The sequence below is a fragment of the Ensifer sp. ZNC0028 genome, from assembly GCF_000799055.1.
Lineage (GTDB): Bacteria > Pseudomonadota > Alphaproteobacteria > Rhizobiales > Rhizobiaceae > Ensifer.
Window position 1 is genome coordinate 49,964 of the sequence record NZ_JTLA01000015.1, and the last position, 26,209, is coordinate 76,172.

20 protein-coding genes are annotated in these 26,209 nt (G+C 62.4%); 6 read left to right on the top strand and 14 right to left on the bottom strand.

The window, feature by feature from the left end; translation table 11 throughout:
* Nucleotides 1–9: 9 nt before the first annotated feature.
* Both L981_RS04270 and L981_RS04275 read right to left on the bottom strand, forming a co-directional pair.
* Nucleotides 10–1,065, bottom strand: a complete 1,056-nt coding sequence (locus L981_RS04270; RefSeq protein ID WP_043612044.1) for a TRAP transporter substrate-binding protein — start codon at nt 1,063–1,065, stop codon at nt 10–12.
* Between the two features lie 356 nt (nt 1,066–1,421).
* Complete coding sequence (locus L981_RS04275; protein WP_156133957.1) at nt 1,422–7,178, bottom strand: alpha/beta fold hydrolase; 5,757 nt, start codon at nt 7,176–7,178, stop codon at nt 1,422–1,424.
* A 314-nt stretch (nt 7,179–7,492) separates the two neighbouring features.
* Between L981_RS04275 and L981_RS04280 the strand changes: the two genes are divergently transcribed.
* Nucleotides 7,493–11,503 carry an AAA family ATPase gene (locus L981_RS04280; protein WP_043612047.1) on the top strand — a complete coding sequence of 1,337 codons (4,011 nt, stop codon included), beginning with the start codon at nt 7,493–7,495 and terminating at the stop codon, nt 11,501–11,503.
* Here the strand turns inward: L981_RS04280 and L981_RS04285 are convergent, their stop codons facing one another.
* The 4 genes from L981_RS04285 to L981_RS04300 form a co-directional block, all read right to left on the bottom strand.
* Complete coding sequence (locus L981_RS04285; protein WP_197067094.1) at nt 11,504–12,004, bottom strand: NUDIX hydrolase; 501 nt, start codon at nt 12,002–12,004, stop codon at nt 11,504–11,506.
* 205 nt (nt 12,005–12,209) lie between these two features.
* On the bottom strand, nt 12,210–13,163 hold the full coding sequence (locus L981_RS04290) for a substrate-binding domain-containing protein (protein WP_043612049.1): 954 nt from the start codon (nt 13,161–13,163) through the stop codon (nt 12,210–12,212).
* A 63-nt stretch (nt 13,164–13,226) separates the two neighbouring features.
* Complete coding sequence (locus L981_RS04295; RefSeq protein ID WP_043612051.1) at nt 13,227–14,237, bottom strand: ABC transporter permease; 1,011 nt, start codon at nt 14,235–14,237, stop codon at nt 13,227–13,229.
* A 73-nt stretch (nt 14,238–14,310) separates the two neighbouring features.
* A complete protein-coding gene (locus L981_RS04300; RefSeq protein ID WP_043612053.1) occupies nt 14,311–15,837 on the bottom strand; it encodes a sugar ABC transporter ATP-binding protein in 1,527 nt (508 codons plus the stop codon).
* Between the two features lie 162 nt (nt 15,838–15,999).
* Between L981_RS04300 and L981_RS04305 the strand changes: the two genes are divergently transcribed.
* Together L981_RS04305 and L981_RS04310 are read left to right on the top strand one after the other, a co-directional pair.
* Nucleotides 16,000–17,022 (top strand): LacI family DNA-binding transcriptional regulator, encoded by a 1,023-nt coding sequence (locus tag L981_RS04305; RefSeq protein ID WP_043612055.1) that lies wholly within the window; start codon nt 16,000–16,002, stop codon nt 17,020–17,022.
* Nucleotides 17,023–17,160: 138 nt separating this feature from the next.
* Entirely contained in the window at nt 17,161–17,460 is a 300-nt protein-coding gene (locus L981_RS04310; protein ID WP_043612058.1) for a PRC-barrel domain-containing protein, read from the top strand.
* Nucleotides 17,461–17,617: 157 nt separating this feature from the next.
* On the opposite strand, the gene L981_RS04315 is transcribed toward L981_RS04310, so the two are convergent.
* Nucleotides 17,618–18,010, bottom strand: coding sequence for a helix-turn-helix domain-containing protein (locus L981_RS04315; RefSeq protein WP_052201579.1), 393 nt, complete (start codon nt 18,008–18,010; stop codon nt 17,618–17,620).
* Between the two features lie 215 nt (nt 18,011–18,225).
* On the opposite strand from L981_RS04315, the gene L981_RS04320 reads away from it, so the two are divergent.
* Entirely contained in the window at nt 18,226–18,675 is a 450-nt protein-coding gene (locus tag L981_RS04320; RefSeq protein ID WP_052201580.1) for a GFA family protein, read from the top strand.
* A gap of 73 nt (nt 18,676–18,748) precedes the next feature.
* Here the strand turns inward: L981_RS04320 and L981_RS33195 are convergent, their stop codons facing one another.
* Nucleotides 18,749–19,393: a TolC family protein gene (locus tag L981_RS33195; protein WP_052201581.1), complete on the bottom strand. Its 645-nt coding sequence runs from the start codon at nt 19,391–19,393 to the stop codon at nt 18,749–18,751.
* A 98-nt stretch (nt 19,394–19,491) separates the two neighbouring features.
* Nucleotides 19,492–20,295, bottom strand: coding sequence for a TolC family protein (locus tag L981_RS35940; RefSeq protein WP_082005884.1), 804 nt, complete (start codon nt 20,293–20,295; stop codon nt 19,492–19,494).
* 12 nt (nt 20,296–20,307) lie between these two features.
* On the opposite strand from L981_RS35940, the gene L981_RS04330 reads away from it, so the two are divergent.
* Together L981_RS04330 and L981_RS04335 are read left to right on the top strand one after the other, a co-directional pair.
* Nucleotides 20,308–20,517 carry a DUF2892 domain-containing protein gene (locus L981_RS04330; RefSeq protein WP_043612059.1) on the top strand — a complete coding sequence of 70 codons (210 nt, stop codon included), beginning with the start codon at nt 20,308–20,310 and terminating at the stop codon, nt 20,515–20,517.
* Entirely contained in the window at nt 20,514–21,032 is a 519-nt protein-coding gene (locus tag L981_RS04335) for an RNA polymerase sigma factor (protein WP_043612061.1), read from the top strand. The genes L981_RS04330 and L981_RS04335 overlap by 4 nt, the downstream gene beginning before the upstream one ends.
* Before the next feature lie 47 nt (nt 21,033–21,079).
* Here the strand turns inward: L981_RS04335 and L981_RS33205 are convergent, their stop codons facing one another.
* The 5 genes from L981_RS33205 to L981_RS04360 form a co-directional block, all read right to left on the bottom strand.
* Nucleotides 21,080–22,465 carry a HAMP domain-containing sensor histidine kinase gene (locus L981_RS33205; RefSeq protein ID WP_082005885.1) on the bottom strand — a complete coding sequence of 462 codons (1,386 nt, stop codon included), beginning with the start codon at nt 22,463–22,465 and terminating at the stop codon, nt 21,080–21,082.
* A complete protein-coding gene (locus L981_RS04345; protein WP_043612064.1) occupies nt 22,462–23,133 on the bottom strand; it encodes a response regulator transcription factor in 672 nt (223 codons plus the stop codon). The genes L981_RS33205 and L981_RS04345 overlap by 4 nt, the downstream gene beginning before the upstream one ends.
* Before the next feature lie 434 nt (nt 23,134–23,567).
* Nucleotides 23,568–24,506, bottom strand: a complete 939-nt coding sequence (locus tag L981_RS04350) for a DUF3313 domain-containing protein (RefSeq protein ID WP_052201592.1) — start codon at nt 24,504–24,506, stop codon at nt 23,568–23,570.
* A gap of 414 nt (nt 24,507–24,920) precedes the next feature.
* Nucleotides 24,921–25,268 (bottom strand): DUF1801 domain-containing protein, encoded by a 348-nt coding sequence (locus L981_RS04355; protein WP_371258821.1) that lies wholly within the window; start codon nt 25,266–25,268, stop codon nt 24,921–24,923.
* A gap of 71 nt (nt 25,269–25,339) precedes the next feature.
* Nucleotides 25,340–26,191 carry a GyrI-like domain-containing protein gene (locus tag L981_RS04360; protein WP_043612068.1) on the bottom strand — a complete coding sequence of 284 codons (852 nt, stop codon included), beginning with the start codon at nt 26,189–26,191 and terminating at the stop codon, nt 25,340–25,342.
* Between the last annotated feature and the right edge of the window lie 18 nt (nt 26,192–26,209).

Genomic DNA, 26,209 nt, shown 5'->3' on the forward strand with positions numbered 1-26,209 from the left:
GCAGCGCGCTCAGGCGCCCGAATATTTCTGGACAAGCGCCTGTGCTGCGGCGATCAGCGCCTTGCCGTCGAGGTCCTTGGCCTTCATGTCCTCGATCCACTTGTCGTGGACGGGCCTGGTCGCCTCCACCCACTTCGCTTTTTCGTCCTCGCTGATCGTGCTGATTGTGCCTTCTCCGGATGCCTCGATCGCGGCGCGCACTTCTGCGCCGACACTGTCCCACATCTCGCCGGCCTTCTTGGCGAAGGCCATGCCGCTGTTGGCGTCCAGCACGGCCTTGAGGTCGGCCGGCAATGCCTCGTACTTGCTCTTGTTCATCGCCAGGAAGAAGGTCGCGGTATAGAGTGTCGGCGAGCCCGGGATCTCGGTGTGGAACTTGGTGAGCTCGTTCACCTTGATCGAGGGAACCACTTCCCACGGGAGTACGCAGCCGTCGATCGACCGTTGGGCCAGTGCTTCCGGCACCTGCGGAATGGGCATGCCGACCGGCGTCGCACCCAGTGCCGCCAGTGCCTCACCGGCAAGGCGTGTGGGATTGCGAAGCTTGAGCCCGGCAAGGTCCGCACTGGACTTCACTTCCTTGTTGGTGTGGATCAGGCCCTGGTCGTGCGCCCAGAAGCACAGGAGCTGGGTGTCGCCGGTTTCCTTCAGCACATGCGTCTGGCCATATTCCTGGCAGGCCTGTGCGTTGACGGTCGCCTCCTTGGCGGCGACGAACGGCAGTTCGAACACTTCGGTGGATGGGAAGCGTCCAGGCGTGTTGCCGGGCAAGGTCCAGACGATGTCGACGACGCCGTTCGACGCCTGATCGTAGAGCTGCGGCGGCTTTCCGCCGAGCTGCATGGCCGGGAAGATGTCGACCTTCAGCGCGCCACCGCTTTGGTCTGCCAGCGATTTCGCCCACGGCGTCAACAGCCGCTGATGAACGTTGGATGCCGGCGGCAGGAAATGGTGCAGTTTCAGCGTGATAGTTTCCTGGGCGCGCGCCACACCCAGTCTCAGAACGAAGGGCGCGGCAAGCATAGCGCCGCCGGACTTCATCAAATTCCGTCTGTTCAGTTTCATAGGTTCCTCCCTGTCGACCCCATATTCACGCGCGGCGAACATCGCATGCCTGCGCCTGATCCTTCACGTCACATGAAGGTTATCCGGCGGGCAGATCTCCCCGGTCGCTTGAAACTTCCCTTTGCTCCTCATCGGAAAGCATCAATCCATTAACATGTTAAGTTTATTTTGAACCGACTGTCAAGCGGCGGCGTCTGGTGACAAGGCCGCATGAAGTGACCGCCCGGACACGTCCTCGTGAACGTGCCGGATCGAGCTTTCGTTCAAGGATTCAAGCCTGAAGCACGCAAGCACACGGGGCCCGCGAAAAGGCGCGTAAAGGTGCCGATCGCGAGCCCTTGCGCCTGGAGATGATATCAGAGCGTGAGCGTCTGCACGGTCCCCGCATATTCGCAGTCGAGCTCCCAATCGGCGCCGACCTGGCGGACTTGGAGGAAGGTCGCGCCGTCACCGGCAGCCGGCCGGGTCGCATCGACGATGCAGCGATAGCGCTTGGCCTTGTAGTCGAACTCGAACGTCTCCTGCTCGACGATATCCTGGTCTATTCCGTTTGCGAAAGGATAGGGCGCGTACATCGCGGCCGTATGGATCGAATGCACGGTCGTGATCGGCGTGCCGTCCATTTCCGTCAGTCGGGCCGTTGCGATGCAGCCCCGGTGTTCGTCACCGGAGAGGAGCACGACATGCTTGATCTTTCCGGCGGCGATGACGCCGAGCACATCGCGCAGACTGTTCGGATAGCCGTCCCAGCCATCGGAACGCAGCGCACTCAGATTGTCCGGACTGAGGCTGGCATCGCGCTGGATCGCCCGGCGATGACGCGGCAGGAACATCGATGGCGACGCGATGAATTTCGGGCCTGCGGCTGCAAGCCACGCCACAAGCTTGCCCATCGTCTGGCCGGCGGCCAGCCCCGGATCGAACAGGGTCGCGTTGGCAAGCCCGGCGCCGACCTTGCGGTGCGTTCTTTCTGTCCGGGTGTCGAGCAGGAAAAAGTGAAAGCCGTCGTAGTCGAAGGTGTTGTGCTGAACGTTCAGCTTGGTGTCCAGTCCACGCTGGTACTTCTCGAAAGCCGCAAAACCATCCTTCTTCAGCTTTGCATTCGAATCGATGTCTTTCGGAGACGCCAGCGGCTCCCAATTGTCGTCAATCTCGTGGTCGTCCAGAAGCATGAACGACGGGATGCGGCGCAACACCTCGCGCACGTTGCGTTCGCGCAGCCACGCCTCGTAAGGCAGGCGATACCGGTCGTCGTTTGTCGCCGGATCATAGAGCCCGGCGGTCGGATCGACATAGACCTGGTCGCCGACGAAGAGAGCGAACTTCGGCTGGATCCCCGCCCCTGCCCTTATTCTGGCGGCAACGCGCCCGTAGGAGCGATAGGCAACCTTGCCGTCGATGAAACCGGCCGGGTACTGGCACGAGCCCAGAACGAAGCTGGTACCGGCGGGCGAAGGGAGCGCCGCAGGAACGAGCGGAGAATCATAAGGGATCACGCCGTCCATCAGCCCCCGATCCTGCTCGATGAGGTTTTCCAGCGCCGCATCGCCCATCAGGAAGTTGAGCGTCATCGACGTACTGGCAGACGCCGTTGACTGCGGAACCGCGTCAACCGTCAAATTCGTCGTCGGTGTCATGCCCTTGTAGACAAGGCGGTTCGGCGAGAATTTTGTCACCTTGCCCGGATTGATGTCGGGCAATGGCGCCTTCATCGCATCCGATATTGCGCTCGATATCTGTTCGAAGCGCTCGTAGCGCAAATCTTGCAGCTTCTCTTCCGGGTTCGCGTTCGAATGCCGAAGGTCTGCTCGGTAGACGACACCGTCCTTGGCTAGTGCATAGTATTGGGCTTTTACCGCCCCGGGAGGCGCCAGAGTATCTTCCTCCGCGTAGGCGAGCAGGACGAGCAACGCGTTTCCCGGATAGTTCGGATCATACCCCGGCATTGACGTTGGAAGCGGCGCCTTGAATGCGTCCCAGCGATTGTCACGCAACTCCGGCGACCAGTAGACCATCATGTGGCTGGTGACATAGGGCAGATCCCAGGGCAGGCCATCGGGGCGAAGAATATCGTCCCCACTTAGCTGGACACGCAGCATGATCACGCCCTCGGTCTGGCGGAGCGCTGGCAGCGAACCGAGGCGAATGACAAGGTCGCCGAGTTCCTCCGTGATGATCGGCCCGATCCAGGGCGGGTAGGCCGTCATCGTGGTGGCCGCGGCGACCGGCTGCTGCGTTATGTTCTTGTCGAGAAATGCTTCGATCTTCTGCAAGGTCGCGTATCGCGTCGTTCCGATAAGCGCGTCCTGGTGGCCGGCACCCGGGTTGAGATAGGGTTCCAGGTAGACACGCCCCGCATCGTCGAAGACGCGGCGCATGCGGTCGACGGTCGCGGGATCCGTCAGACCGTTGCCCGATCCGTGGACGCTGAAGGTGGGGAATTTCCAATTATCCCGCAGGAGTTCCCGCGACACCAGCCGGTTTTGCCCCCTGTAGTCGGTGAGCATTGCGTTGCGCACGAAATGCACTGTCGTGGAAACCGTATTGAGGCTGAGCGCGCCGAAATGCTCGTTGATGAAGCGCAGCATCTCCGGCTCCATGTTGGCCACGTTGAAGTCGCGTCCATAGAGCGCGTCCATCCGGTGCCGCGTCCTTGTCCACGGCGTCCGCTTCCAGGGCCAAACCGGGTTTTCAACGTCGAATTCCTCGACCGGGTAAGGAAGCGTCGACAGCACGCGGTCCCAGAGGTCGTCGGCGAGCGTCGGTTTATCCGGATTGAAGCTGTAGCTGTCGGGCAGGAAGCCGAGAAGGTAGCGCACCGCATAGGCGCGGAAGATGTTGGCGGGCGTAAAGACCACCAGCGGTCCGACCTGTGTGAAGGCCACCCGATCGACGAGATCGGTAATCTTGCCCTCCAGCGTGGCGATGCTGAAAACCATCGTGCCCATGCAATGGGCGATGACGTCGAGCTTCGGCGCGCCGGTCTGCGTGGCGATCGTCCGCAAGACCAAGGGCACGTCTTCCTTGCCAATTTCGTCGAAGCTCCAGGCAGCACTTGCGGTCGGGTGCGCCGGGCTGGTTCTGAGGTCGGCGATCCAGACCTCACGCCCCGTCTTCCAGAAATGGCTGGCGAAGTTGGGATTGACGGCGTGGTGGGCAAAGGTTGTCCCGCCGGCGCTGTATCCGTGGATCATCACCAGCGGCCGCTTCGTCGTGCCGGGATGGGGATAGCGGGTCAGCAGGACTTTCCCGAGAACCGGCGGGCCGCCGAGTTGAGGCTTGGTCGTTCCGACGACGAGCGTCTGTCGCTGCGCTGCGACCGTACCGCCTCCCTTGATCTTCAACTGCGCCGGCGGGCGGAAATCCACCACGTCGTTCGCCGGGTCCTTGTCCTTGTCGGGTGCACGGAAACTCCAGATATGCATGCCCAACAGCAGCCGGAGAAAATACCCGAGGAAAGTCAGAAGCGCTCCGATCGCGGCGACGCCGTCGCGCTGTTCCGTGATGCGCACGAGCGGCACGCCGATGCGGGCGAGATAGTCGAGGTCGAGCGTCAGCACGCGGCCGCCGGACGCGGCCTCCAACCCCGGAAATTGCTCCAGCGCGACCTCCATGAGCTGACGCCAGGGATTGGAGCGCCGATCATAGGTGAAGCGCTTGGTGCCGACGATCCGGTCGCCGGCAAGGGAGATGCCGCCGGTGATCGGGTCCGGCGTGCCGATCTTCAGATCATAGACGAAGGCGCGGATTTCGCCGGACCGGCTGGCGATGGCAAGACCCGAGCGGACGCGCTCAAGGAAACCGGGCCCACCGTCGCCATCGACGATCGCCTGATAGCTGTCGCGCAGGCCGCGATTGAGCACCCAGGCCTTGCCGGCACGCCAGATCCTGCCGCCGACCCACGTCGACTGGCGTTCAAGGACCCGCAGGCTGCCGGTCAGGGGCGCGGTAAAGGTGGCGATCGCCTCGAGCTTCTGCTCCTTCAGGCCGGCAGGCGCCCATGTCTGGTGGAGATTGTCCCACTGATCCGCAGGAAAGATGCGGATCATGCTTCGGGCCAGCGGCGCAGTGGCATCGGTCGCGACCTCAAGAGTTCCATCGCCGCCATTGCTTGGCGCCAGATCGGCCAGCGCCTTCGGTTTGAAACGCAGCGTAAGCTCGACAACTCGCGTTTCAGCGGCTGCACCGGCCGCTGAAAACCTGACCCGGCCGGCAAGGCGCTCGATGATCTCGGCATCGGCATCAGGGGCCGATGCGGCGGCATCGGTTTCACGAAACACCGGGCGAACCAAGGCAAGGCCAGGCGCAGCAGGAGCCGGGGCGACATAACCCCAGGCTGCTGCGAGCATTTCGGAGGCGCGCAGGGCCACTGCCGCAATGGTGAGCGCCGGATTGGTGCCAAGCGCCGTCGGAATGATCGAGCCGTCGAGAACCACAAGACCATTGTGGAAGTCGTTCGGGAACTCCGATTTGAAGACGCGCCCCAGATGATCGACGACGCCCGTCGCGCCGGTGTTGCCCATTACGCAGCCGCCGAGCGGGTGCACGGTCGTGAGCGGACCGCGCTTGTTCTGCAGCAGCCAGTTCAGGCTGGCTGGAAGAAGCTTCCAGACGGGATTGGCGATGATGCGACCGCCCGTATTCTTCGCCAGCCGCGCCAGCGCCTCGATCTCGCTGTCGAAGACCGGCTGGGACGGCAGGTCGTCCCAGCGCATCCGCGCGGTGCCGTCGTCGTCGTCGGAAGCCGAACCATCCAGTTCCATACGCCCGGCGGCGCCGTCATCGGCCATGACGGCATAGACGGCGGAATGTTCTATCCTGCCGGTCGGCGCCACATAGGCGTCATCGTCCGGGAAGCCCCGCGTATGCGTCGACCAGTCGATCCGGTCGAGGCCGTGAAGCGTGTTGAGCGTCGCAAAGATCTCGGTAAAGGCGAGGCGCAGGCCGGCTGGAACAGAGAGCTCCTCGATCAGAACACCGGCCGTTTTTCGAAGATCGAGCACGCCGGTGATCGTGGGGCCGATCGCACGCTTGGAGGGCTGCACGGCCTCGTCCGAAACGGTATTGACCGGATTTGATGTGGCATAATCGGTCACCAGCATGTCGCCATTGGTCGAGCAGTTATTGCCGAAATGCACGGAGAGGCTGAGGCCCTTGGCCTGTGAGCGCTTCAGGATTTCGAACGAGCCGAGCGTGCCCGCCGCCAGCACGACCTTGCCTGCGCGCACCTGCAGCACCTCGCGGTCGCGTGCGCGTAGCGCCGCGTCGGTGTAGACGCAATCGACGATCCAGTTGCCGCCGTCCGGCTTGACGCTGAGCACGGTCGCGCCGCTGAAGATCTCCGCCTCGTTGCTTAGCGCCGTGACGAGCAGATTGACGTCGAGCGAGTTCTTAGCGCCGAAATTGCAGCCTGTCGCACAGTCGCCGCAGCGCACGCATTTATTGAGCCTGACATTTCCTGAGCTCACCGTGTCGGTCATCGCGACCGTAATCGCCGCCTCGCGAAAACCTGTCGTTGCGATGTTGCGGAAGGATTTGTGTTTCTGGGGTATGCCGTCGGGATGTTTCGAGATGGAGTTCGGGACGCCGTTTGCGGTGCCACCCAGAAGCTCGCTTGCACGATCATAATACTGCCGCCAGGTCGTCAGGTCCTTGAGGTCATCGGGCCAGCGCGTGTGAAACACGTTCTCGTCGGGAACTTCCATGACGCCGGCATTGATCAGCGAACCGCCACCGACGCCGTTTGCGACCACCGTGACGACCTCCGGGCCGATCCGTACGTCAACCAGCCCCTCCTTGTTGCGATCGCGACGGATATGGCGGGGCAGCTCGGCAAGGCCCGTCGGAAACGAGCCCGGCAGATACTCCTTGCCACGCTCGAGCACCCCGACCTTGACCGGGGCGCCCCCCTTCGTGCGGCCGGCCATGGTGGCGGCAGCGATCGCGCCGCCATAGCCACTGCCGACGATGAGGACGTCGAAGTGGAGTGCGGCCGGCGCCTTTCGAACCCGGTCGACCAGCCTTTCGAAACCCTGGGAAATCCAGGCTGTGTGCGAGGTGTTGTCGAAATCAGCGCCGGCCATGGTCGCCTCCCGGACGTTGGTCTCGGGCACGAGGCGGGTATCCGTAGTTCCAATCGGACATAACGCTCTCCATAAGATGCGTCTGACGCCTGAACTCGGTGTGCGAGCCGCGATGGCTCATGTCTTTCGATGCCCCAATAGGAGGCGTCGACATCCGGGAAGAATGCAAAAATCCGAAGCGTGTGCGGTTTGCGCCAATGCCGATCTATCGAAGTCGGCTAGCCCTCTTAGCGATTGCTAAATAATATGCGAGAGTCAGCAAATCGGCGAGGGATAAATGCACTTCTGCGCGAAGAGAGCCCCTGTTTCGCGCATTTCGTGATCAATCACCGCGCGAAGGAAACATGGAGACGGTCGCAAAATCGCTCGAAGGGTTTTTGCCGCTGAACCTGCTTGGCCGACTTTACGGCTCTGACGGAGAGCGGCCGGCGGCGGTCGAGTTTCCGGCCGCCGTGATCTTTGTCGACGTGTCGCGCTATACGGCCCTCGTCGAGCAACTGGCGCGACGCGGCAAGGAAGGGCTGGTGCAGATCCCGAAGCTGCTCGGTCTTTCCTATGCGCGCTGTGCCGACCATATCTGCGACCGCGGCGGCGAAGTCCTCCTCTTTGCGGGCGACTCGCTGCTGGGCTATTGGCCCGCCGACGAAACGGGTCTGGCGCGCGCGGTCAAAAATGCGGCCGAGTGCGCCGAGGCTATCTGCAAGGAGAGCCGCGAGCGGCGAGATCCGGGCGCAGGCGAAATCGGACCGACGCTGCATATCGGTATCGGCGCCGGGCAACTCTGGGCGGCTGCCATCGGCGGCCAGCCGGTATGGAACCTTGTCGCCGGGGGCGATGCCGTCGTCCAGGCTGCAAGCGCACAGACACTCGCCCACCGCTGGGAAGTCGTTCTGTCGCCAGAGGCGGCAAAGACGCTGACTGATGACGACGAAACGCGTGCGCCCGTCGTCGCACCAGCGCACGCGCAGATCACGCACGAATGGCTCGTCGCGTTCCTTCCGATGCAGCTTCAGGAATTGCTTGGCCCCTCGCCGACCAAGCCGGCAAGAGAACCCCCATCCCCCAAAACCTCGGCCGAAGGCAATCTCCATCGCGATGCGCGGCTCGACACGCTTGCAGAGATCAGGCCGGTGTCCGTCGTTTTCGTGCGGATCATCGGTCTCCAGCACCAGGATGCCCAGGCGCTCGTCCAGCACCAGAACCTCTGCGCCACGCTTCAGGCGATTTCGCACCGCTGCGGCGGCCCGCCGGGCGAGCTGCTCTTCGACGACAAGGGGCTCGTCTATCTCTGTGTTTTCGGGACACGCGGGACGTTTCACCGCGACGACCCCGCCCGCGCCGTGGATGCCGCCCGCGCCATCGGTCGCCACATCGCGGAGATGGGGCTTGCCGTCTCGGTCGGCGTGGCGACGGGCGAGGCCCTGTTTCGCGTCGTCGGCAGCGCGCGCCGTCGGCAGCTGATGGTTCTCGGCACGCCGGTCAATCGCGCCGCGCGCCTCGTCACGACCGTCTCCAATGATGTGCTGTGCGATGCGCCGACCGAAAGGGCAAGCCGGACGTCCTTCGATTTCGAGCAACGCGGAACCGTCCAATTGGCGGGGCTGGGCGACGTGGCGCCAGTCTTTCGTCCCCTCGAACCGCGGTCGCGGGCCCTGCCCGCAACAACGCTGATCGGCCGCGAGCGGGAACTTGCCTTCCTGCAGCATGCTTTCGAGGAGACGCGCAGCGGTTCGAGCCGCCTTGTCGTCATCCTGGGCGAACCGGGCATCGGCAAGAGCAGGCTGGCGGCCACCTTTACCGACAATCTTCACGCAGCCGGCGTTGCGATCGCCGTGACGCTTGCCGAACGGGACGACCGGCGAAGCTCGCTTCTGGCCTGGCGGCGCGTCCTTGAAACGCTTTTGGGATTGCCCGCAGAAAGCGATGGCCTCGTCCTGCTCGAAAGCATCACTGCCCGCATTCGCACGGCGCCATGGATCGCCGACCGCCTGCCCCTCCTCAACGACCTGCTGGCGATGGAGATCGAGCAGAACGAGGGAACGCGCCACCTGGAAGGAGCGCACCGCGCCGATGCGACCATGCGCCTCCTCGGCGATATCCTCGGCGTCCTGGCGCCTCGCCCGTTCGCCCTCGTACTCGAAGACAGCCAGTGGCTGGATTCCGCCTCCTGGCGACTGGTCGAATGGGTGCTCGGCTCCGTGCCGTCGCTGTTGCTGGTGCTTTGCGTGCGCTCCGAAGAGGTGCCCGAGGATCTGAAGCAATTGCGGCGACGGGTCGAGGCGGCAGGCGAGACCGGGACCGAGGCCGAGGAGCCGGCGCGGCGCTACCGCATCCTAGAACTTGAAGAACTCGACGATAGCACGGTTTGCGAACTCGTATCGCGCACGCTTGGCGAGGTGCCGCCGCAACAGGAACTCGCGCGCAGGGTCGCCGCCCTTGCCGGAGGCAACCCCTTCTTTGCCGAGGAGATCGCGCTGACGCTGAAGAGCGAAGGCCTGATCGCCGTGCGCGACGGCCTCTGGCGCTCGATCCGCCCGCTCGAGGACCTGCAATATTTCGAGGGCGTCGAGCGCGTCATCCGGGAGCGGGTCGATCGTCTCGACTCGATATCGCAGGACGTGATCAAGGCGGCGGCCGTCATTGGGCGCTCGTTCACTTTCGCTGAGCTGGAGGCGTTGCTGAAGGACGAGCTGAACGCAGAAGGGCTCGGCTCCGCCGTCGAAAGGCTGGTCGATGCCCATCTGGTGCGCCGGCTCGGTCAAGCCGGAAGCTACGAGTTCCGCCACGACCAGACGCGCGACGTGGTCTACGGATCGATGCCGGGCGACCTGCGCAGCCGTCTTCACGCGTCGCTCGCCCACTGGCTGGAGCGCAGCCGCATCGAGGCGATGGGTGGGGATCTGGCCGTTCTCGTCCAGCATTTCGAGGCGGCGGACAACAAGGAGAAGGTCGTAAAATATGCGGATCTGGCGGCGGCCAGGGCCCTGCAGGTAGGCGCCTTCCGGGAGGTCGAGTCCTTTCTCGGCATTTGCATGGCGCACGAGCCGAAGCCGCAGGACTGGACACCAGAACAGCGGCTGCAGGCGGTTCGCTGGCGGCGCAAACTGGCCGAGGCACACTACAGCCGCGGCGACATTCACGCACAGGGCATTGCCGTCAGGAACGCGCTGAAGGCGGCCGGCCAACCGGTCCCTGTCTCTTCGTCCGCGACCCTGATGCGGCTTGCCGCCCGCAGCCTGCGGCTTGCGGTGCAGCAGATGCTGCCCGAAACGGCGAAGCTTGCCCACCGCGAGGACCGGTTGTCCTGGGAGAGGGAAATGGCGCGTTGCCTGAACCAGGCAGCGCTGGTGGATTACTTCGAGCTGCGCTTCACCCGCGGAATGTGCAATCTCGTCGGCGCGGTGGCGCGCGCGGAACGGACCGGACGGACAATCGAAATGGCGGTTGCCGCCTCGCAGCTCGGCTGCGGCTTCGGGATGATGGGCTGGCGCTCGGGGTGCCGCTATTTCATGGAAAGGGCCGAGCGGATCGCAACCGAGCTGGCAGACACCGCGATCCATGCGCATGTCTGCAATCTCGACGCGCTCTGGCAGCTCGGGCGCGGCGAATGGGCGGGGGTGGACGCAAGGCTGGAGCAGGGCCAGCAGTTCTGCCTTCGGGCCGGCGACCAATTGCGGTGGTGCAATGCCCAGGGCATGCGCTTCTGGTCGCTCTATTATCGCGGCGAGCAGGCCGCGCTCGAACCGACGACGACCGCCCTCCTCTCGCGCGCGCAGAATGCCGGCAACATCCAGCAGGAAATCTGGGCGTTGCGCTGCAAGGCGTTGTGCGTGCTGCACACGGATCAGCCGCGCGAGGCCGTCGACATTCTCCGGCTGATCACCTCGGCGATGCTCGGGTCGGTCGATCTGGCGGCGCAGATATCGGCGAAGGGCGCGCTTGCGCTGGCGCTCGCGCGCACGGGGCGGCATGCGGAGAGCGTCCAGGCGGCCGCCGAAACCTTGCAACTGGTAAAATTGATGCGCCGGCCCTCGTCCCACAGCACGTTGGTCGGCATCTCCGGCGCCGCCGAGGTTTTCCTGCGCGGCCGGGAAGCCGGGCTCGCCCATGCTTACGAGGAATGGCCGCGCTGGGAGGGCCAGGCGCTGCGCGAGCTCAAACGTTATGCCCGAGCTTTCCCGATCGGCGCGCCGCAGCTTGCGCTTTGGTCGGGCGTATCACTCTGGCTGGAGGGCAAGGAGACGGGCGCGATGTCCGTGTGGAAGGACGGCATGGCGGCCGCGCAGCACCTCAGTCTTCGGCGCGACGAGGCCATGATCGCAGCCGAACTGCGCCGCAGGCGGGACCGGACGTGACTAGCCGGCGCAACGCGCGAGATTGTCGTCTCCAAGCTCGCCCAGCCGTTCGGTGAGGAGGGTTCTAAGGCCAGGCTGTCCGACAAGCGACGCCGCCAGGGATGCCGGCACCCATCGCATCGTGCGCGCACCTTTTTCCGGAAAGTCGGGCGCCATCGACGCAACGGCGATCAGGTGAACCTGGACGTGATAGACGGCGGCCTTGCCGACCTTGCTGTAGGTGTAGCCGCCGATTTCGTCGTTCAACGCCGTTCCGATGACGCCAGCCTCTTCGAACGCCTCCCGGACGGCAGCGCCAAGGGTGTCTTCGCCATATTCCAGGTGCCCTTTGGGAATGCCCCAGAGCCCGGTGGTGCGGCCGCAAATGAGCAGCACTTCAAACCGGTCCCCATCCGCTTCCTTGCGAAAGCAGATCGCGCCGGCCTGGTCGACGACGTCCGGCTCTGAGTCGGAAACGGTAATCGCGTCCGATGACAGACGTGACACAGCGGATGTTTGCATCATCGTTCACATATTGAACTGACTGGAGGCCAAGTGAGGGTCAGGCGGCTATGTGACAGTTTTATGACGAGTGAGGGTGAAATTCAACAGGACGCTAATGCAATTAAACGGCCGGAAAGACAGCCGTTCGCGAGCCAACATTTTCAGAGTTTGTGAAGCTGATGACGGCCCGCAAATCGCGGGCCGCCTTCGCATCGAAGCTTTATCAGAACGGCGAATCCGGGAAGTAGAAGTCCTTCGCATTGTCCTTGGTCACGAGCGTTGCATCGATCGTGTAGACGCCGCGAACCGGAACCTGGCCGTAGAAGTTGGCGACGGTCATTTCGAGTGCCGTACCGACCATTGCCGGCGGATAGAGCACGTCGACCGGGATCATCTTGTCGCCGTCCATGACTTTCTTGATCATTTCCTTCGAGCCGGCGCCGGCAACGACATACTGGATGTCGGTGCGCTTGGCCTGCTCGATCGCCTGCAGCACGCCGACGGCCATGTCGTCGTCCTGGCACCAGACAACATCAATCTTCGGGTACTTGGTCAGGTAATCCTGCATGACCTTGAAGGCGTCGTCGCGGTTCCAGTTGCCGTACTGACGGTCGAGAACCTTGACCTTGGAGCCTTCGATGCCCTTGTCGAAGCCGTCCTGGCGCTGCTGGTCGATCGGGATCGGCAGGCCGCGGATGACGACGACTTCAGCTTCCGGCGTCGTGGCCTTGATGTATTCGCCGGCGACCTGGCCAAGCGCCGGGTTGTTGCCGGCAACGTAGAGGTCACGCACCGAGTTGTCGTTGACGCTCGGCGCACGGTCGACGAGAGCGACGAAGGTCCCCTTGCCCTTCACTTCCTTGATGGCGTTGACCAGCGGATCCGGATCGGTCGGCAGGATGACGAGCGCGTCGATCCCCTGCGTCTCCAGATCCTGCACGGCGTTGGCCTGGCTTGCAGGATCCGGCGAGGTCTTGACGATGACGTTCAGGCCGGGATTGCGCTCCATCAGGATCTTGGCGACCCGTTCGGCATGGAACACCACGCCGGCCGTCCAGCCATGGTCGGCAGCCGGGATCGACACGCCGATGGTTACCTTCTTTTCCTCCTGCGCGTGCGACACGCCGGCAAAGGCGGTCATCGCCGCAAGGGTCAGGCCGAATAGCTTCTTGTTCATTAAGTTCCTCCCAAATTTCAGGTCAGCCTGTTCAAGGCCGGGAGACCTGTAGGCCCGGCCGTCTCACGACTTCCGCACCAGCGAGCGCTGGACGAGCATCGCAATGATGATGATCGCGCCCTGGATGGCACCGATCAGGTATTCGCTGATGAAGTTGGAGAGCAGCATGATGTTGCCGACCAACTCGAGGATGAACGCGCCGCAGATCGTACCCCAGACGCGGCCCGCACCGCCTTTGAGCGCCGTGCCGCCGACAACGACGGCGGTGATCGCCTGCAGCTCCCACAGAATGCCTGTCGTCGCCGAAGTCGAGCCGAGGCGCGGCACGTAGAGGAGAACGGCGACCGCCACACAGAGCCCTTGAATGACGAAGGCGATGGTGCGCACGCGATTGACGGAGATGCCCGAATAGCGGGCAACGTCGCGGTTGGAGCCGACGGCAACGACGTGGCGGCCGTAGCGCGTACGGTAGAGGATAAAGGCGGCAACAGCAGTCACCGCAAGGATGACGACGATCGGAACCGGCACGCCGGCGATCGTGCCGAAATAGGCCGGCCGATACATTTCCTGAAGCTCAGGTTCCTTGAGCGTGATGGCGCCGCCTTGCGAGAGCCAGGTCGTCAGCCCGCGATAGATGCCCATGGTGCCGAGTGTGGCGATGAAGGGCTCGATCTTGCCGACGGTCGTGATCAGACCGTTGGTGAGGCCACAGAGTGCACCGGCGACGATGGCAAAGAGGATTGCCGCCAGGAGCATGAGCACCGGATCGGCGATGACGCCGGAGTTCATGAACAGGATCATCAGGCTGGCGATGAAGGCGACCATAGCGCCAACGGAAAGGTCGAGATCCCCGGATGAAATCACGAAGGTCGCGCCGACCGCGATAATGGCTATGAAGGCGCTTCGGGTCGCGACATTGGCAAGGTTGGTAATGCTGATGAAGTTGGGATTGACCAGCGCGCCGACCAGGAGAAGCAACGCCAGCGCAACGAACGGCGCCACGGCCCTCAGATCGATGTCACGCCAGCTGCGGCGGCGGATGGCTTCCTGGCTGCCTTCCTGGTTCACGCTCATGTCCAATCGAACCTCCCCCATCTGTCGGGATTCTTGTTGTTGTCGTTGCCGGCGGCCGCGCCGTTGGCGCGGCTCAAGCCGCCGTCTTTTTCTTCAAACCTGCGGCGTAGCGCATGATCTCCTGTTCGGAGATCTCGTCGCCTTCGAGAATGCCGGCGATATGGCCTTCCCGCATGACCGCGACGCGACTGCAAAGGCCGATGATCTCCGGCATTTCCGAGGAGACGACGATGATCGAGCGGCCGTCTCGGGCGAGCGCCGAAATGAAATGATAGATCTGCTGTTTCGTGCCGACGTCGATGCCCCGCGTCGGCTCATCGATGATGATGATGCTCGGGTCGGTTTCCATGACCTTGGCGAGAAGCAGCTTCTGCTGGTTGCCGCCGGACATGCGCCCGGCGACGATCCTGTCGTCCCGCACCCGAATGTCGAAACGACGGCGCGCCTTGACCAGGGCCGCCTCTTCGCTGCCGGGGTCGAGATAGCCAAGACGGCTGTGGCGGCCGAGCGATTGTAGCGTCAGGTTCGCCATCATGCCGGCATTGAGCAGCAGACCCTTGGCCTTGCGGTCCTTCGTCATATAGGCAAGACCGGCCTTGTTGGCCGCATGCACGTCGCCGGATGGCACAGGCTCCCCGCGAACCAGCACCTCGCCGGCCGTGCGCGCACGCAAGCCGACGATGGCCTCCATCAACTCCGTCCGGCCCGAGCCGATCATGCCGGAAAAGCCAAGGACTTCGCCGCGACGGACATCGAAGCTTGCGTCGCGAACATAGCCGGTCGAAATGGCATCGACCCGCAGAACCACCTCTTCGTCGACGTCGGGCTCGTTCTTGGCGGGATAGAGGCTCGACAGTTCACGCCCGACCATCAGCTGGGCAATCGCCTCGCCATCGAGAATGGATGTCGGCGACGTCTTGATCCACTGGCCGTCGCGCAGCACCGTCACGCGATCGGTCAGTTCCATCACCTCGTCGAGCTTGTGCGACACGAAGACGAAGCTCGTTCCCTTGTCGCGCAGCTTGCGCACCAATCGGAACAGGAAGTTCGTCTCCTCGCGCGACAGCACGGCCGTCGGCTCGTCCATGAACACGACGCGCGCGTCGCGGCTGATGGCCTTGGCGATCTCGACCATCTGCTTCTCAGCGATCGACAGCGACCCGATCATCGCGCTCTCATCGACATGCGAACCGAGGAGATCGAGCACACGACGGGTCTCGGCGCGCATGAACTTGCGATCGAGCACACCGAAACGGGTTACCTCGCGGCCGAGAAACAGGCTCTCGGTGACGGTCAGATGTTCGGCGAGATTGAATTCCTGGTGGATGATGACGATGCCGAGTGCTTCGGCCGCGCCATTGGCCGGCAGCTTCGTCGACTTGCCGTCGAGAAGGATCTCTCCCGATGTCGGCTGCTCGAAGCCCGACAGGATCTTCACCAGCGTGGATTTGCCAGCGCCGTTCTCGCCCATCAGCGCATGAATCTCGCCCTGGCGAAGCTCGAAATCGACGCTGAAAAGCACCTGCACGCCGCTGAACGACTTGCTGATGCGGCGCGCCGACAGCACGACGGGAGCCCCGTCGACATGCTCCGTGCTCATTATCCCCTCCCTGCGGCCTCCACCGCTATTTCAATGATGTAAACCTTTACACTCGCCGATGTAAAGGTTTACATCATGCTTGCTCGACAATTTTTTTGGCTTCTTCGTTTGACCGTCGGGCGAACCTGTGTAACGTCCACGCAGCAAATCCCGAGGCCAAGCGTGTCCAATTCCCAGCCCGCAACCATTGAAGACGTCGCACGCATCGCCGAGGTGTCGATCGCGACCGTGTCGCGGGCCATCCACATGCCGGAAAAGGTTGCCAAATCGACCCGCCTCAAGGTCAACCAGGCGATCGCGATCACCGGCTACACGCCCAATGCGATGGCGCGCAGCCTACGGCTCGGCCGATCGAACATGATCCTCGTGGTCGCGCCCGATATCGGCGATCCGAACTTCTCCAGCATTCTGGTGGGTCTCGAAAACGAAGCGCGCGCCCATGGTTACGGCGTGCTGATCGGCCATACGCAGAACGACGCCCAGCGTGGCCTCGAATATCTGAAATTCTTCAATTCGAACCAGGCAGCGGGCATGATCCTGTTTACAGGCATTCTGCCCTTCGGCCACCAGACGTTGACGGCACGGCTCCCGCCGACCGTCGGCGTCTTCGAGCCTGTTTTCAACGGTGGCATTCCCTATGTCGGCGTCGATGACGTCGAGGGCGCACGCAAGGTCGTCGATCTGCTGATTTCCGAAGGACATCGGCGCATCGCCTTCATCGGCGATTCCAACACCCGACTCGCCTATGGCCGGCGACGGCAGGGATATGAGGCGGGGCTCGCGGCAGCCGACATTGCCATTAATCGGCGCCTGATCATGGAAGGCGATGGCACCGTGGAAAGCGGCAGGCTGGCGCTCGAGCAGTTGTTCATGCGCGACGACCTGCCGACCGCCTTCATGTGCGTCAACGACCAGACCGCGCTTGGCGTGACGCTTGGCCTGCGCGCCCGCGGCTACGACATCCCCGACGACTTTTCCGTCACCGGCTTTGATGATGTCCCGCAAGCAAGTTTCATGACGCCTTCGCTGACGACCATACGCCAGCCCCGCACCGCCATCGGCAAGCACGCGATGGCGCTGCTTCTGGAGTTGCTCTCGGATCGCGCAGCCTCCGAAACCGAAATCCTGCTGCGACCCGACCTGGTGATCCGCAACTCCGTCGGCCCGCCGCCGGCACGGCGATGACGCGACATTCCCATCCGTTCTGAAAGCGGCTGCCCGGGCTTCCGACGATGATCCACTGCCCCCGCGCCTGTAACGTCGCGATGGAACCGTTTGCGCTCAAATCGGTTCTCCCCGTGTGAAGTCAAAGGAGCAACGAAGATGGATCACACTGGTCACGTACGCCTCGCAGCCACCGAACTGACGCCGGCGATTTTGGAAGGGGCGACCGTTTACGGAGCGGACGACGATAAGGTCGGCACGGTCGACCACATCCACGGCGTCGGCACGGCGAGCACCGTCATCATCGACGTCGGCGGCTTCCTGGGCATCGGCGCAAAACCCGTTGCCGTGCCGCTTGCCGATCTCGATTTCATGCGTGACGAAGACGGCGACGTCCACGCCGTGACGACGTGGACCAAGGACCAACTCAAGGAAATGCCCGAGCATTACGACTCGTAGCGTGGTTCTTACACAGAGGCCTGGCCGGGAGACCTGAGCTTTCCAGCCTGTGGAGTTGCACAGAGAGTGCGGCGGCGGTCAAATGCATCCCCGGCCGCCGCATACGGCAGGACACTCCATCCCGCAGCGCGGTCTCCGCGGGAACCGACCCTCCTCATTACGCAACGATAACAGTCTCATCGTCGGCGAGGATCCGCGAACCGACGTCGCCGCGTCCTTCGCCCTTTGCGGCAAGCCTTGCCTCATGTTCCTTGCCCCACGTCGACAGGACCGTGACCGCGTCGTTGAGGGTCTTGCCAAACTCCGTCACCGAATACTCGACCCTTTGGACGGCGCCCGGGAAAACCTCGCGGCGAACCAGGCAATCGGCTTCCATTTCGCGAAGTTGCTGCGTCAGCACCTTTTCACTGATCCCCGGAAGAAGCCGTCGCAATTCGCCGAACCGGCGCGGCTCGATGTTGACCTCCCACAATATGAGCGTCTTCCATTTGCCGCCGATGGCATTCAACGCCGATGCAAAGCCACATTCATCCTGCTGCAACCGTTTCACGCGCCATGCTCCACTTCCGGCTTACCGCTTACTTTAAAGTGCGTAATTTACAGGCTCCGAAAACCGCTCCTATTAGACGGCAGCTTTCAATCGGAGTTGTCGTTCATGATCAATATAGGTGTTGCAGGCGATGGACGCACTGGCCCCGCGCGCGCCCGGATATTTGCAGCAAGTTATCCGCTGGATGAACTCGCGGCCCCGGCAAGGTATGCGTCATGACCACAAGCGATCGCCTTCAAGATAATGGACGGCCGCAGGACGCAGAGCGCGCCGGCAAGAGAACGGCAAGCTGTGCCTGCGGTGGCCTGAAGGTGACCGTGAGCGGCGCCCCCGCCCGCGTCTACGCCTGCGCGTGCCTGGAATGCCAGCGCGCGACGGGATCGGGCTTCGCTTACCGCGCCCGGTATTCCAGGGCGTCCATCGCCATCGAAGGGGAACGCCGGGTGTGGCGACGCGGCAGCGACGCCGGCCGTTGGGTGGACCAGACCTTCTGCCCGACATGCGGAACGCTCGTCTACATGGAGGCGGAGGCACTGGCGGACGCGGTGGTGATCTCCGCGGGCTGCTTTGCCGATCCGGACTTCCCGCCACCGGCCGCCATCTTCTGGGCCTCGCGCCGGCACAGCTGGTATGATCTGACAGAGGGCATCGAGACATTTGGATAGGCGGCCGATTACGAAACACGCGTCCAGCCCGTCCGCCGCGGCCAAGGCCCGCGGCGTAACATCGGCGCGCCGTTCAGCGCGTCTCGGTATCCGCCCGTCGGGCCACAAGCCCTAAGTCCTTGGCGCCGAGTTTGCCGATGGCGGAGAGGATTCGGTAACCTCCGACCACCGTGTCGCGCTCGGCATTGGCGAGTTTTACCTGGACCTTGATCAATTCAGCTTGGGCTTGAAGCACGTCGAGAAGGGTGCGCTGGCCGATTGCTTGTTCTGCCATCATGCCGTCCTTGGCCATTGTTGCCGCCTTGACGGATGCCCGGTTGGCGGACACGGTCGCAAGCGCTGCCTGGTATTGCGCCCAGGCAGAAGCCGCCTTCGCCTGAACTTCAGCGTGCTGAACGTCGACGGTGAAGTTCGATTTGCCAAGGTCTTCCTTCGAGCGCCGTATCTCGGCCTCCACCTTCCCTCTCTGATAAATGGGTACCTTGAGCTCGATGCCCGCCTTTTGCTCGGTCGCCGATCCATCGAACGCCATTGCGTCGATCGCGCTGTTGCGTTCACCTCTGCCGATCCCGATCGCACCCTTGACGGTCGGCAGGAGCTTTCCCTCGCTGACGGCGACATTGAACACCGCGCCTTCGACGAGGTGCCGCTTCGCCAGAAGGGCGGGATGCTGCTTGGCGGCGATCGCCAGCGCCTTATCGAGATTGGCGGGCAGCATTTTCACGGGGACCTTTCCGCCCGTGAGCTTGCCCGGTTCGTCGCCGATGATCTGCCTGTAGGTCGCCTGGACGCGCTTGGCTTCGGCATGGGCGAGGCTCAGTTCCGCCTCGGCCGCGGCGCGGCGCGCCTCGGCCTGCGCGATGTTCGTTCGCCGGCCTGGTGGCGGGCGATCTCGGATCGCTTGAGTTCCTTGAGGAAATCGAGGTCCTGCTTGCGCAAGACAACGATGCGGCGCGCCAGCACCACGTCCATATAGGCCTCGGTCGCCTCGAACAGGATGTTTTGCTCTGTGTTGCGCGTGTTCTCCTCGGCGGCGCGCTGCCGCGCCTTGTTGACCTCGACATTGTTGGTCGTCTGCAGTCCGTCGAAAAGCGTCTGGTCGAGCACGATGCCAAACGTGCCGCGATTGGTGGCCGCGCTCGAATCGTAGCCGATCCCACTGCGCCAGGTGATTTTCGGATGCATCGCCGACCGGGCGATGTCGATGTCGTACGCGCTCGCCCGTGCTCCGGCGCGCGCTGCATTGAGAGTCGGGTTGTTGCGGTAAGCCTTCGCCAGGGCACTTGAAAGCGGCTCGGCATGAGCCTCAGCCATGGCAATCGGCGCAATCATTGCAACCAGGGCCACCAGTATTCGTTTCATCGAACAGGTATCTCCGTTGGGACGCCGGATCGCCCGCCAGCAGGCGAGACAATCCGGATCGAGGGCACGCAGACGCTCGTCGGGCGGCGTCAAGGGATGGCCAGCAACCGAGTGGCGTTTGGCCGACGGGATCGGCAGGGATGGCACCGCTTGAATTTGTCGCCGCCGGACCCCTCGCGAAAAAATATCGTGCCGCCGCGAATCCTTTTTCGGGTTCGACGCCTCTAATGACCGAGACGACGGATCTCGGTTTTGCATCGGAGGTGTTGCATGGCATTTTTTCGCAAGAATATCGGTAGAGCGCAGCAGACAGTGCGGATTGGCCTTGGGATCGGCGCCGCTGTACTGACATACAGTTTCCTGAGTGGTTGGATCGCCCTCCTGGTGGGCGTATCGGCCCTCACCTTCGTCCTCACCGGCCTCATCGGCTACTGCCCGGCCTGCGCCGTTGCCGGGCTCCACGATCGGAGCAAGCCATGAACACCAAGGCGGTGACGACCGAAACGTTCGAAGCCGCCCGCCACGGCGATCGCAATGCGATCGTCCGGCTGCTCGAGCGGACCCACCCTGACATTCGCCGCTACGCCCGGGCAACCTGCCGTACTGCCGATGTCGACGATGCGACGCAGGAGGCGCTCTGGCTTCTGTCGCGCCATGTCGGCGCAATCCGGGCACTCGCGACCCTGTCGAGCTGGTTGTTCAGCGTGGTCCGGCGGGAGTGCCTGAGGCTCGCCAGACGCAGCGGTTTGGTCGCCGACATCGATGAAGACGCGCTTGAAACAAGCCTGGTCCAGCGGCCGGAACACGTGTTGCGTCTCGATCTTGCAGCGGCGTTCGAGGCTCTGCCCCAGCAGTATCGAGACGTCGCTCTGATGCGCGACCTCCAGGAGATGACGATCGACGAGATCGCCACGACGCTTCATCTTTCGAGACAGGCGGTGAAGGCGCGGCTGCACCGCGCGCGCCTGCTTCTGCGAGAATATTTGGCGGGCTAACCACTCAGGAAGATTGCTGCGTGGTCAGCTCCGGAAAGCCAGGCACGTCACGCTGCCACGGTCTCCTTCGCGATTTTCGGAAACGCCAGATCTACCACCAGGCCGCCGGCCGCTGCTTCTGCGAGTTCGACGGAGCCGCCGTGCGCCATCATGATCTGGGCAACAATGGCCAGCCCCATGCCGGTTCCCTCGGCGTTGGTGTTCCCGCGCACAAACGGCTTCAGCATTTTCTCGCGCTCCGCGGCCGGGATCCCCGGTCCTTCGTCGGTGACGCGCACGATGCGGGCTTGGAGAACCTCGACCATGAGCACCTCCGTCCCGCGTGCGTGTCGCATTGCATTGATGATCAAATTATCGAGGGCCACGCGGATAGCCGGCTCGGAACCGGAGACCATGACCCGCCCGTCCGCCTTGAGCTCGATCTCCATGCCTTGCTTCATCGCCAAGGGCACATGTTCAGCAATGACCGCGCGCGCAATGGCTGCGAGATCTATCATGGTGAAAGTCAATGCCTGGCCGGACAGACGCGCCAGCTGCAAGGATGTCGTGACGATCGACCCAAGGCGCGCCGTGTCGCGAACGAGGACCTCCCTCACCTCCGGGTCCTGCACCAGGTCGAGCTTCAATCGCAGCTTGGTCAGCGGCGTCCGCAGCTCGTGGGATGCATTGGCAAGAAAGTGTCGCTGCGCTTCGAACGCGTTGTCGATGCAACTGAGCGCGTTGTTGAACGCGGCCACCATCGGCTTCAGTTCTACGGGCGTGTCGCGGTCCGATATCCGGCGACCACCGGGCAGACCATCGATCTGCTCGGCGGAATCGACAACCCTTTTTACCGGGATTGCGATGGTGCGCTTGACCGCGAAGACAGCAATCGTGGTCGTGGCGACGAGAACAATACCCAGAAGGTGATAGAGCCCCTGCGGCCAAATTTCGCGCAGGATCAGGAGCAGCGTTTCAGCGTTCGAAAATGTCACTCCGCCGACAACAGCCAGTTTGGGGGGATCTTCTGCGCTCAGTTTTCGCAGACCCAGAAACTGCTCATCGCCCTTCTTATAATAAAACTGAGAGGAAAAGACCTGAGGAGAGGTGGTTTCGATGATGTTTCGCGCCGTCTCCGGCACGGTGCCATGTACGATCGTTTGCTTTCCGTCACTGAGAAAATACCAGAACTCGGGTTGCTCTTTGGAGAGCTCGAGGATCTTCTCAACGATGACCCCATCCACCTCAAGAACAAATTTCCCCGTATGGTCGTAATTCACTCCGTCCTGGAGAAGTTTGACGACGATGTCGAGTGCGAACTGTTTCCTGCTCTGCGCATCCATCAGCATGGACACCGTGATGGTGAGTGCAGTGCTGATCACCATCACCAGCACCATGCCCAAAACGAGCACGGTCGCCACCGGAAAGGCGATCGAATTTTGACGTTTCATCATTCCTGCACCAGCATGTAGCCGATCCCGCGAATGGTCCGGATCGTCGCGTTGCAGTTGCCCTCACGCAGCCGCTTGCGGAGCCGCGAGACATGGGAATCGAGCACGTTGGACTCGATCTCCTCATCGATGTTGTAGACGGCAGCTTCCAGGTTATCGCGCTGCACGACGCGGCCTGCTCGCCGGATCAGGGCTTCCAAAACGGCGAGTTCGCGCCTTGGCACGCACAGTGCATTCTCACCGATCATGGCGGAGCGGTTGACGAGATCGAACGACAGATTGCCGAACTGCGTGGAGCCGGTCTCATCCAGGCTATAGCGGCGAAGCACGGCGCGCGCCCGCGCAATCAGCTCCATCGGCTCGAAGGGTTTGCCGACATATTCGTCTGCGCCCTTGTCGAGCGCAGACACGATATCGATGGGATCGTCCAATGCGGTCAGAACGAGCGTCGCCGGCCTTGGGCGGAGTTGCCGCAGCGTCGGCAGCAGCGAAAGGCCGTCACCATCAGGAAGGTTGCGGTCGATGACGATGAGATCGAACTTGAAGGCAAGCAATGCCGCCTCGGCATCCGCAAGCGTCTCAAACACGTCCGCAACCCCGATCGCGGCTTCCAGCATGGCCTTGAGCGAAGACGCCAGTTCACGGTCATCTTCTACGATCAGAATTCGCATGTTGCCTACCAATATCGACTAGAATTGAGTTCTGAAGGCGCAAAGCTTTTTTAAAGGAAACAAAAGAGAACTCTAAACAACGTGCCATAGGTCATGTCGCGGGCGCCCGATTGAAACAGTTTTCTCTAAAACAGCTGGCGTCCCTGCGGATTAATCGTAAGCATACACCGGAGGATCGTAATCGCGTCCTCTGCGGCGTTCATAGGACATATCAAGACGTTGCACGCAATTGGCGTAAGCATCGGTTCCCGGCACGAATCCGTACTCCGCACAGCGGTTTCTGTATTCTACGGTTTCGCATCCCGCCAGCACGATCAGCAGGCCTGTTGCAATAAAAAGACGCATAAAGTGACCTCGGTTATTTCTCATCTTGTGGGTGCCTAGATCCCACTGCCACCTTGTGACAATGTTACGAGATGCAAGTGCAGTCCGCCTCAACGGCTGCCAATGGAAGGCTTTGTTTTTTCGGCAGAATCGGCCGCATCTGCCGCAGTCACGGGGAGCTTGCCTCCCTTGTCCGTCCAGGACGGAGGCGCGCCGATCGAGGCGCCGATCATGCCGACGACACCCGGCGCACGGCCGAAGTTCTCGCAGATCGCAGAACCCGGTTTCCCGCCAAACGACGTGCGAATGTCGTAGCCGGACGGCAGGCGCAGATCGAAATTTCCGGGTTCCTTGCCGGCGACGACCATTCTTGAGAAATCCTTGCCGAACGCGCCGGCCAGGTCGTAGGCGTCGCCAACCGGCGAAACGCGCGCTTCGCTTGTAAACGAGTTGGCGCCCTTCGACCAAACGATCGCCGCCCTTTGCTTGCCGTCTCGATCCACGGCCTCCGCTTCGACCGCGAGCCCGCCAAGCCCGAAGGGCAGTCGCGGTATGCCAACCGGCAGAGCCAGCGAACTGCCGATGGAAATCGCCTTGGCGGCACCGGCGACCGACGGCTCGGTCGGGACGATGTCCGTAACGGCCGTTCGAACCGTCAGATCCGCGGGCGTGCCGAACGGGACGATCTCATACTTCTCGCTCATGGTGATGCAAATCGCGCGGTCGATCGCGTTCGTTAAAAGCAGGCGATCCTTCTGCTTCTCGACACGCTTTTGCGCAGCCGGGGTCAAAGCCGTCGGCGCGATGCTCACGGTCTTGACGTCCTTCAGGCCGTCCTTGCTGAAGTAGACCCTTTTCTTTTCGAATTTCCCCTTGGGCGCGCTGAGGTTGCTGTAGGAAGTCAGCGTCCCGGCTTCCGTCAATGGAACGGTCGTACATCCGCCAAGAACGAGCATGATCGGCACCAGTATTGCGATCCCCTGACCGCCCGCCGCATCGGCCCTTTTTCTAGCCAGCTTGCCGCTGTTCTTCGTCTCACCACACGTCATTTGCCCGAAACCCTCGTTGTCGAAAACGAGCGCCGATTGGGGCCTTGCACCTTGTGAAAACATTACGAATTCAGATCGAGAGAACTGACGTCCACCTGAATTCGATATCCAGTATTCAGAAAATCAGCCCTCGGACAGCGTAATGTTCCTGCAAGAGAGCAATAAGACAAAGATGCACAGTGATTTTTACCCGGAGTATATTCATGTACCTCTTCATGTTTTTTAGCACGCTGATCGTATTCAGCATCTTATTTCTGAGTGCATGCTCGATTTACTTGGAACTCAGCGGCACAAACGCAAAACGACAAGCAGATCCCATCTGGCAGGACTGATGACCGTCCCGCCATCCTGGGCGTCGGATGTCTCGGACGGCGAGAATCCATTTCGGCAGCAGGAAGCCACCGACGCTACCTCTTACAGAAACCCGGCCTTCGACCGATGATAGGTCAGGGCCGCGCGCAAACAGAGCATCAGTGGCTCGCGCGATAGAGCGCCCGTGGCGGGCACGATGAGGGCGCGATTGCCCTCGAATGCGAAGTCATCGGCAAAATGGGCCCGGAACGTCTCAACAAGCGTTGTTTTACAGTTGAAAAGCACCGCGCATTTGTCCGGTGCCGATTTGGCGGTGCCCAGCCTGATGGTGCTCCCGCTCTTGCTTGCCTCGGTGAGATAGGCCGGCTCGCCCCATTTGAGCGTTTCGGTGAGCGCGCCGATATCGTTCGTTTCTGCGGCTACCGAAAATACAATCTCACGGATCTCCAACAGACGCGCTCGCACCGGTTCGGGGTAGCGCGATAGCGCTTCGGCAACGGGTCGGGGGAGAGGTGGCGCCTTCATGACACGGCCTTGAGGGGCAGGTAAATATCGGTGCGCAGTTCGTTTTGCGGCACTTCGCGTGGATCATTGAGATAGGATTCGAAGATCGGCGCATCGTCCGGCTCATAACCAGATGCAGGCAGCCATACGCCCAGAAGCCACCGATAGGCGCCGCGCATATCGGCATAGGGTCCCTTGTAACGCAACTTCGCATATGGCCCGCCGCGCAGAACCGTCTCCACCAGTGGCGCATCGATCGTGACGGACGTTGCCACCGGCAGGCAGGCGCGCGAATGCAACTCCGCCTCGGGTCCAAGATCAGGATCGTCGAAATACACTCCGAGCATGGCGGGCTCTGCCGGCAGGGAATGGCGGTCGACAAGCTCGGCAAAGAGCCGACCCATGGCGTGGTCGATTTCCATGTAGGAACCGATGTGATCGATTCCGGCGCAGCGGCGTTCCGGCAAGCTCTCGATCACGACAGGGAAGGCATCTGTCTCGCTGGTAGCATGTGCGGCCCTAAAGGCAGCGTGCGAGCCTGCCTCACGGTAGGCGGCCGGGCTCACGCCGAAGGCGCCCTTGAAAGCCCGCCCGAATGTGTCGGTCGAGCTATACCCGGCACGCGCTCTGACCGCTTCGATTTCGAGGTCGGAATTGGCCAGCCGATCGGCAGCGCGCTGGAGCCTCAGCCTGCGGATCGTCGCGACAATGGTTTCTCCGCGCATGGCCGAATAGATGCGGCTCCAGTGATAGGGCGAAAGGCAAGCGACTTCCGCCAGCCGATCGAAGGAAAGATCATCCTCAAGGTGGGCATAGACGTAATCGACGACCCGGTTGAGGCGTTTGTTGTAGCTTTCCTGGTTGCGCATAAGGGTCCCTTGTCATGC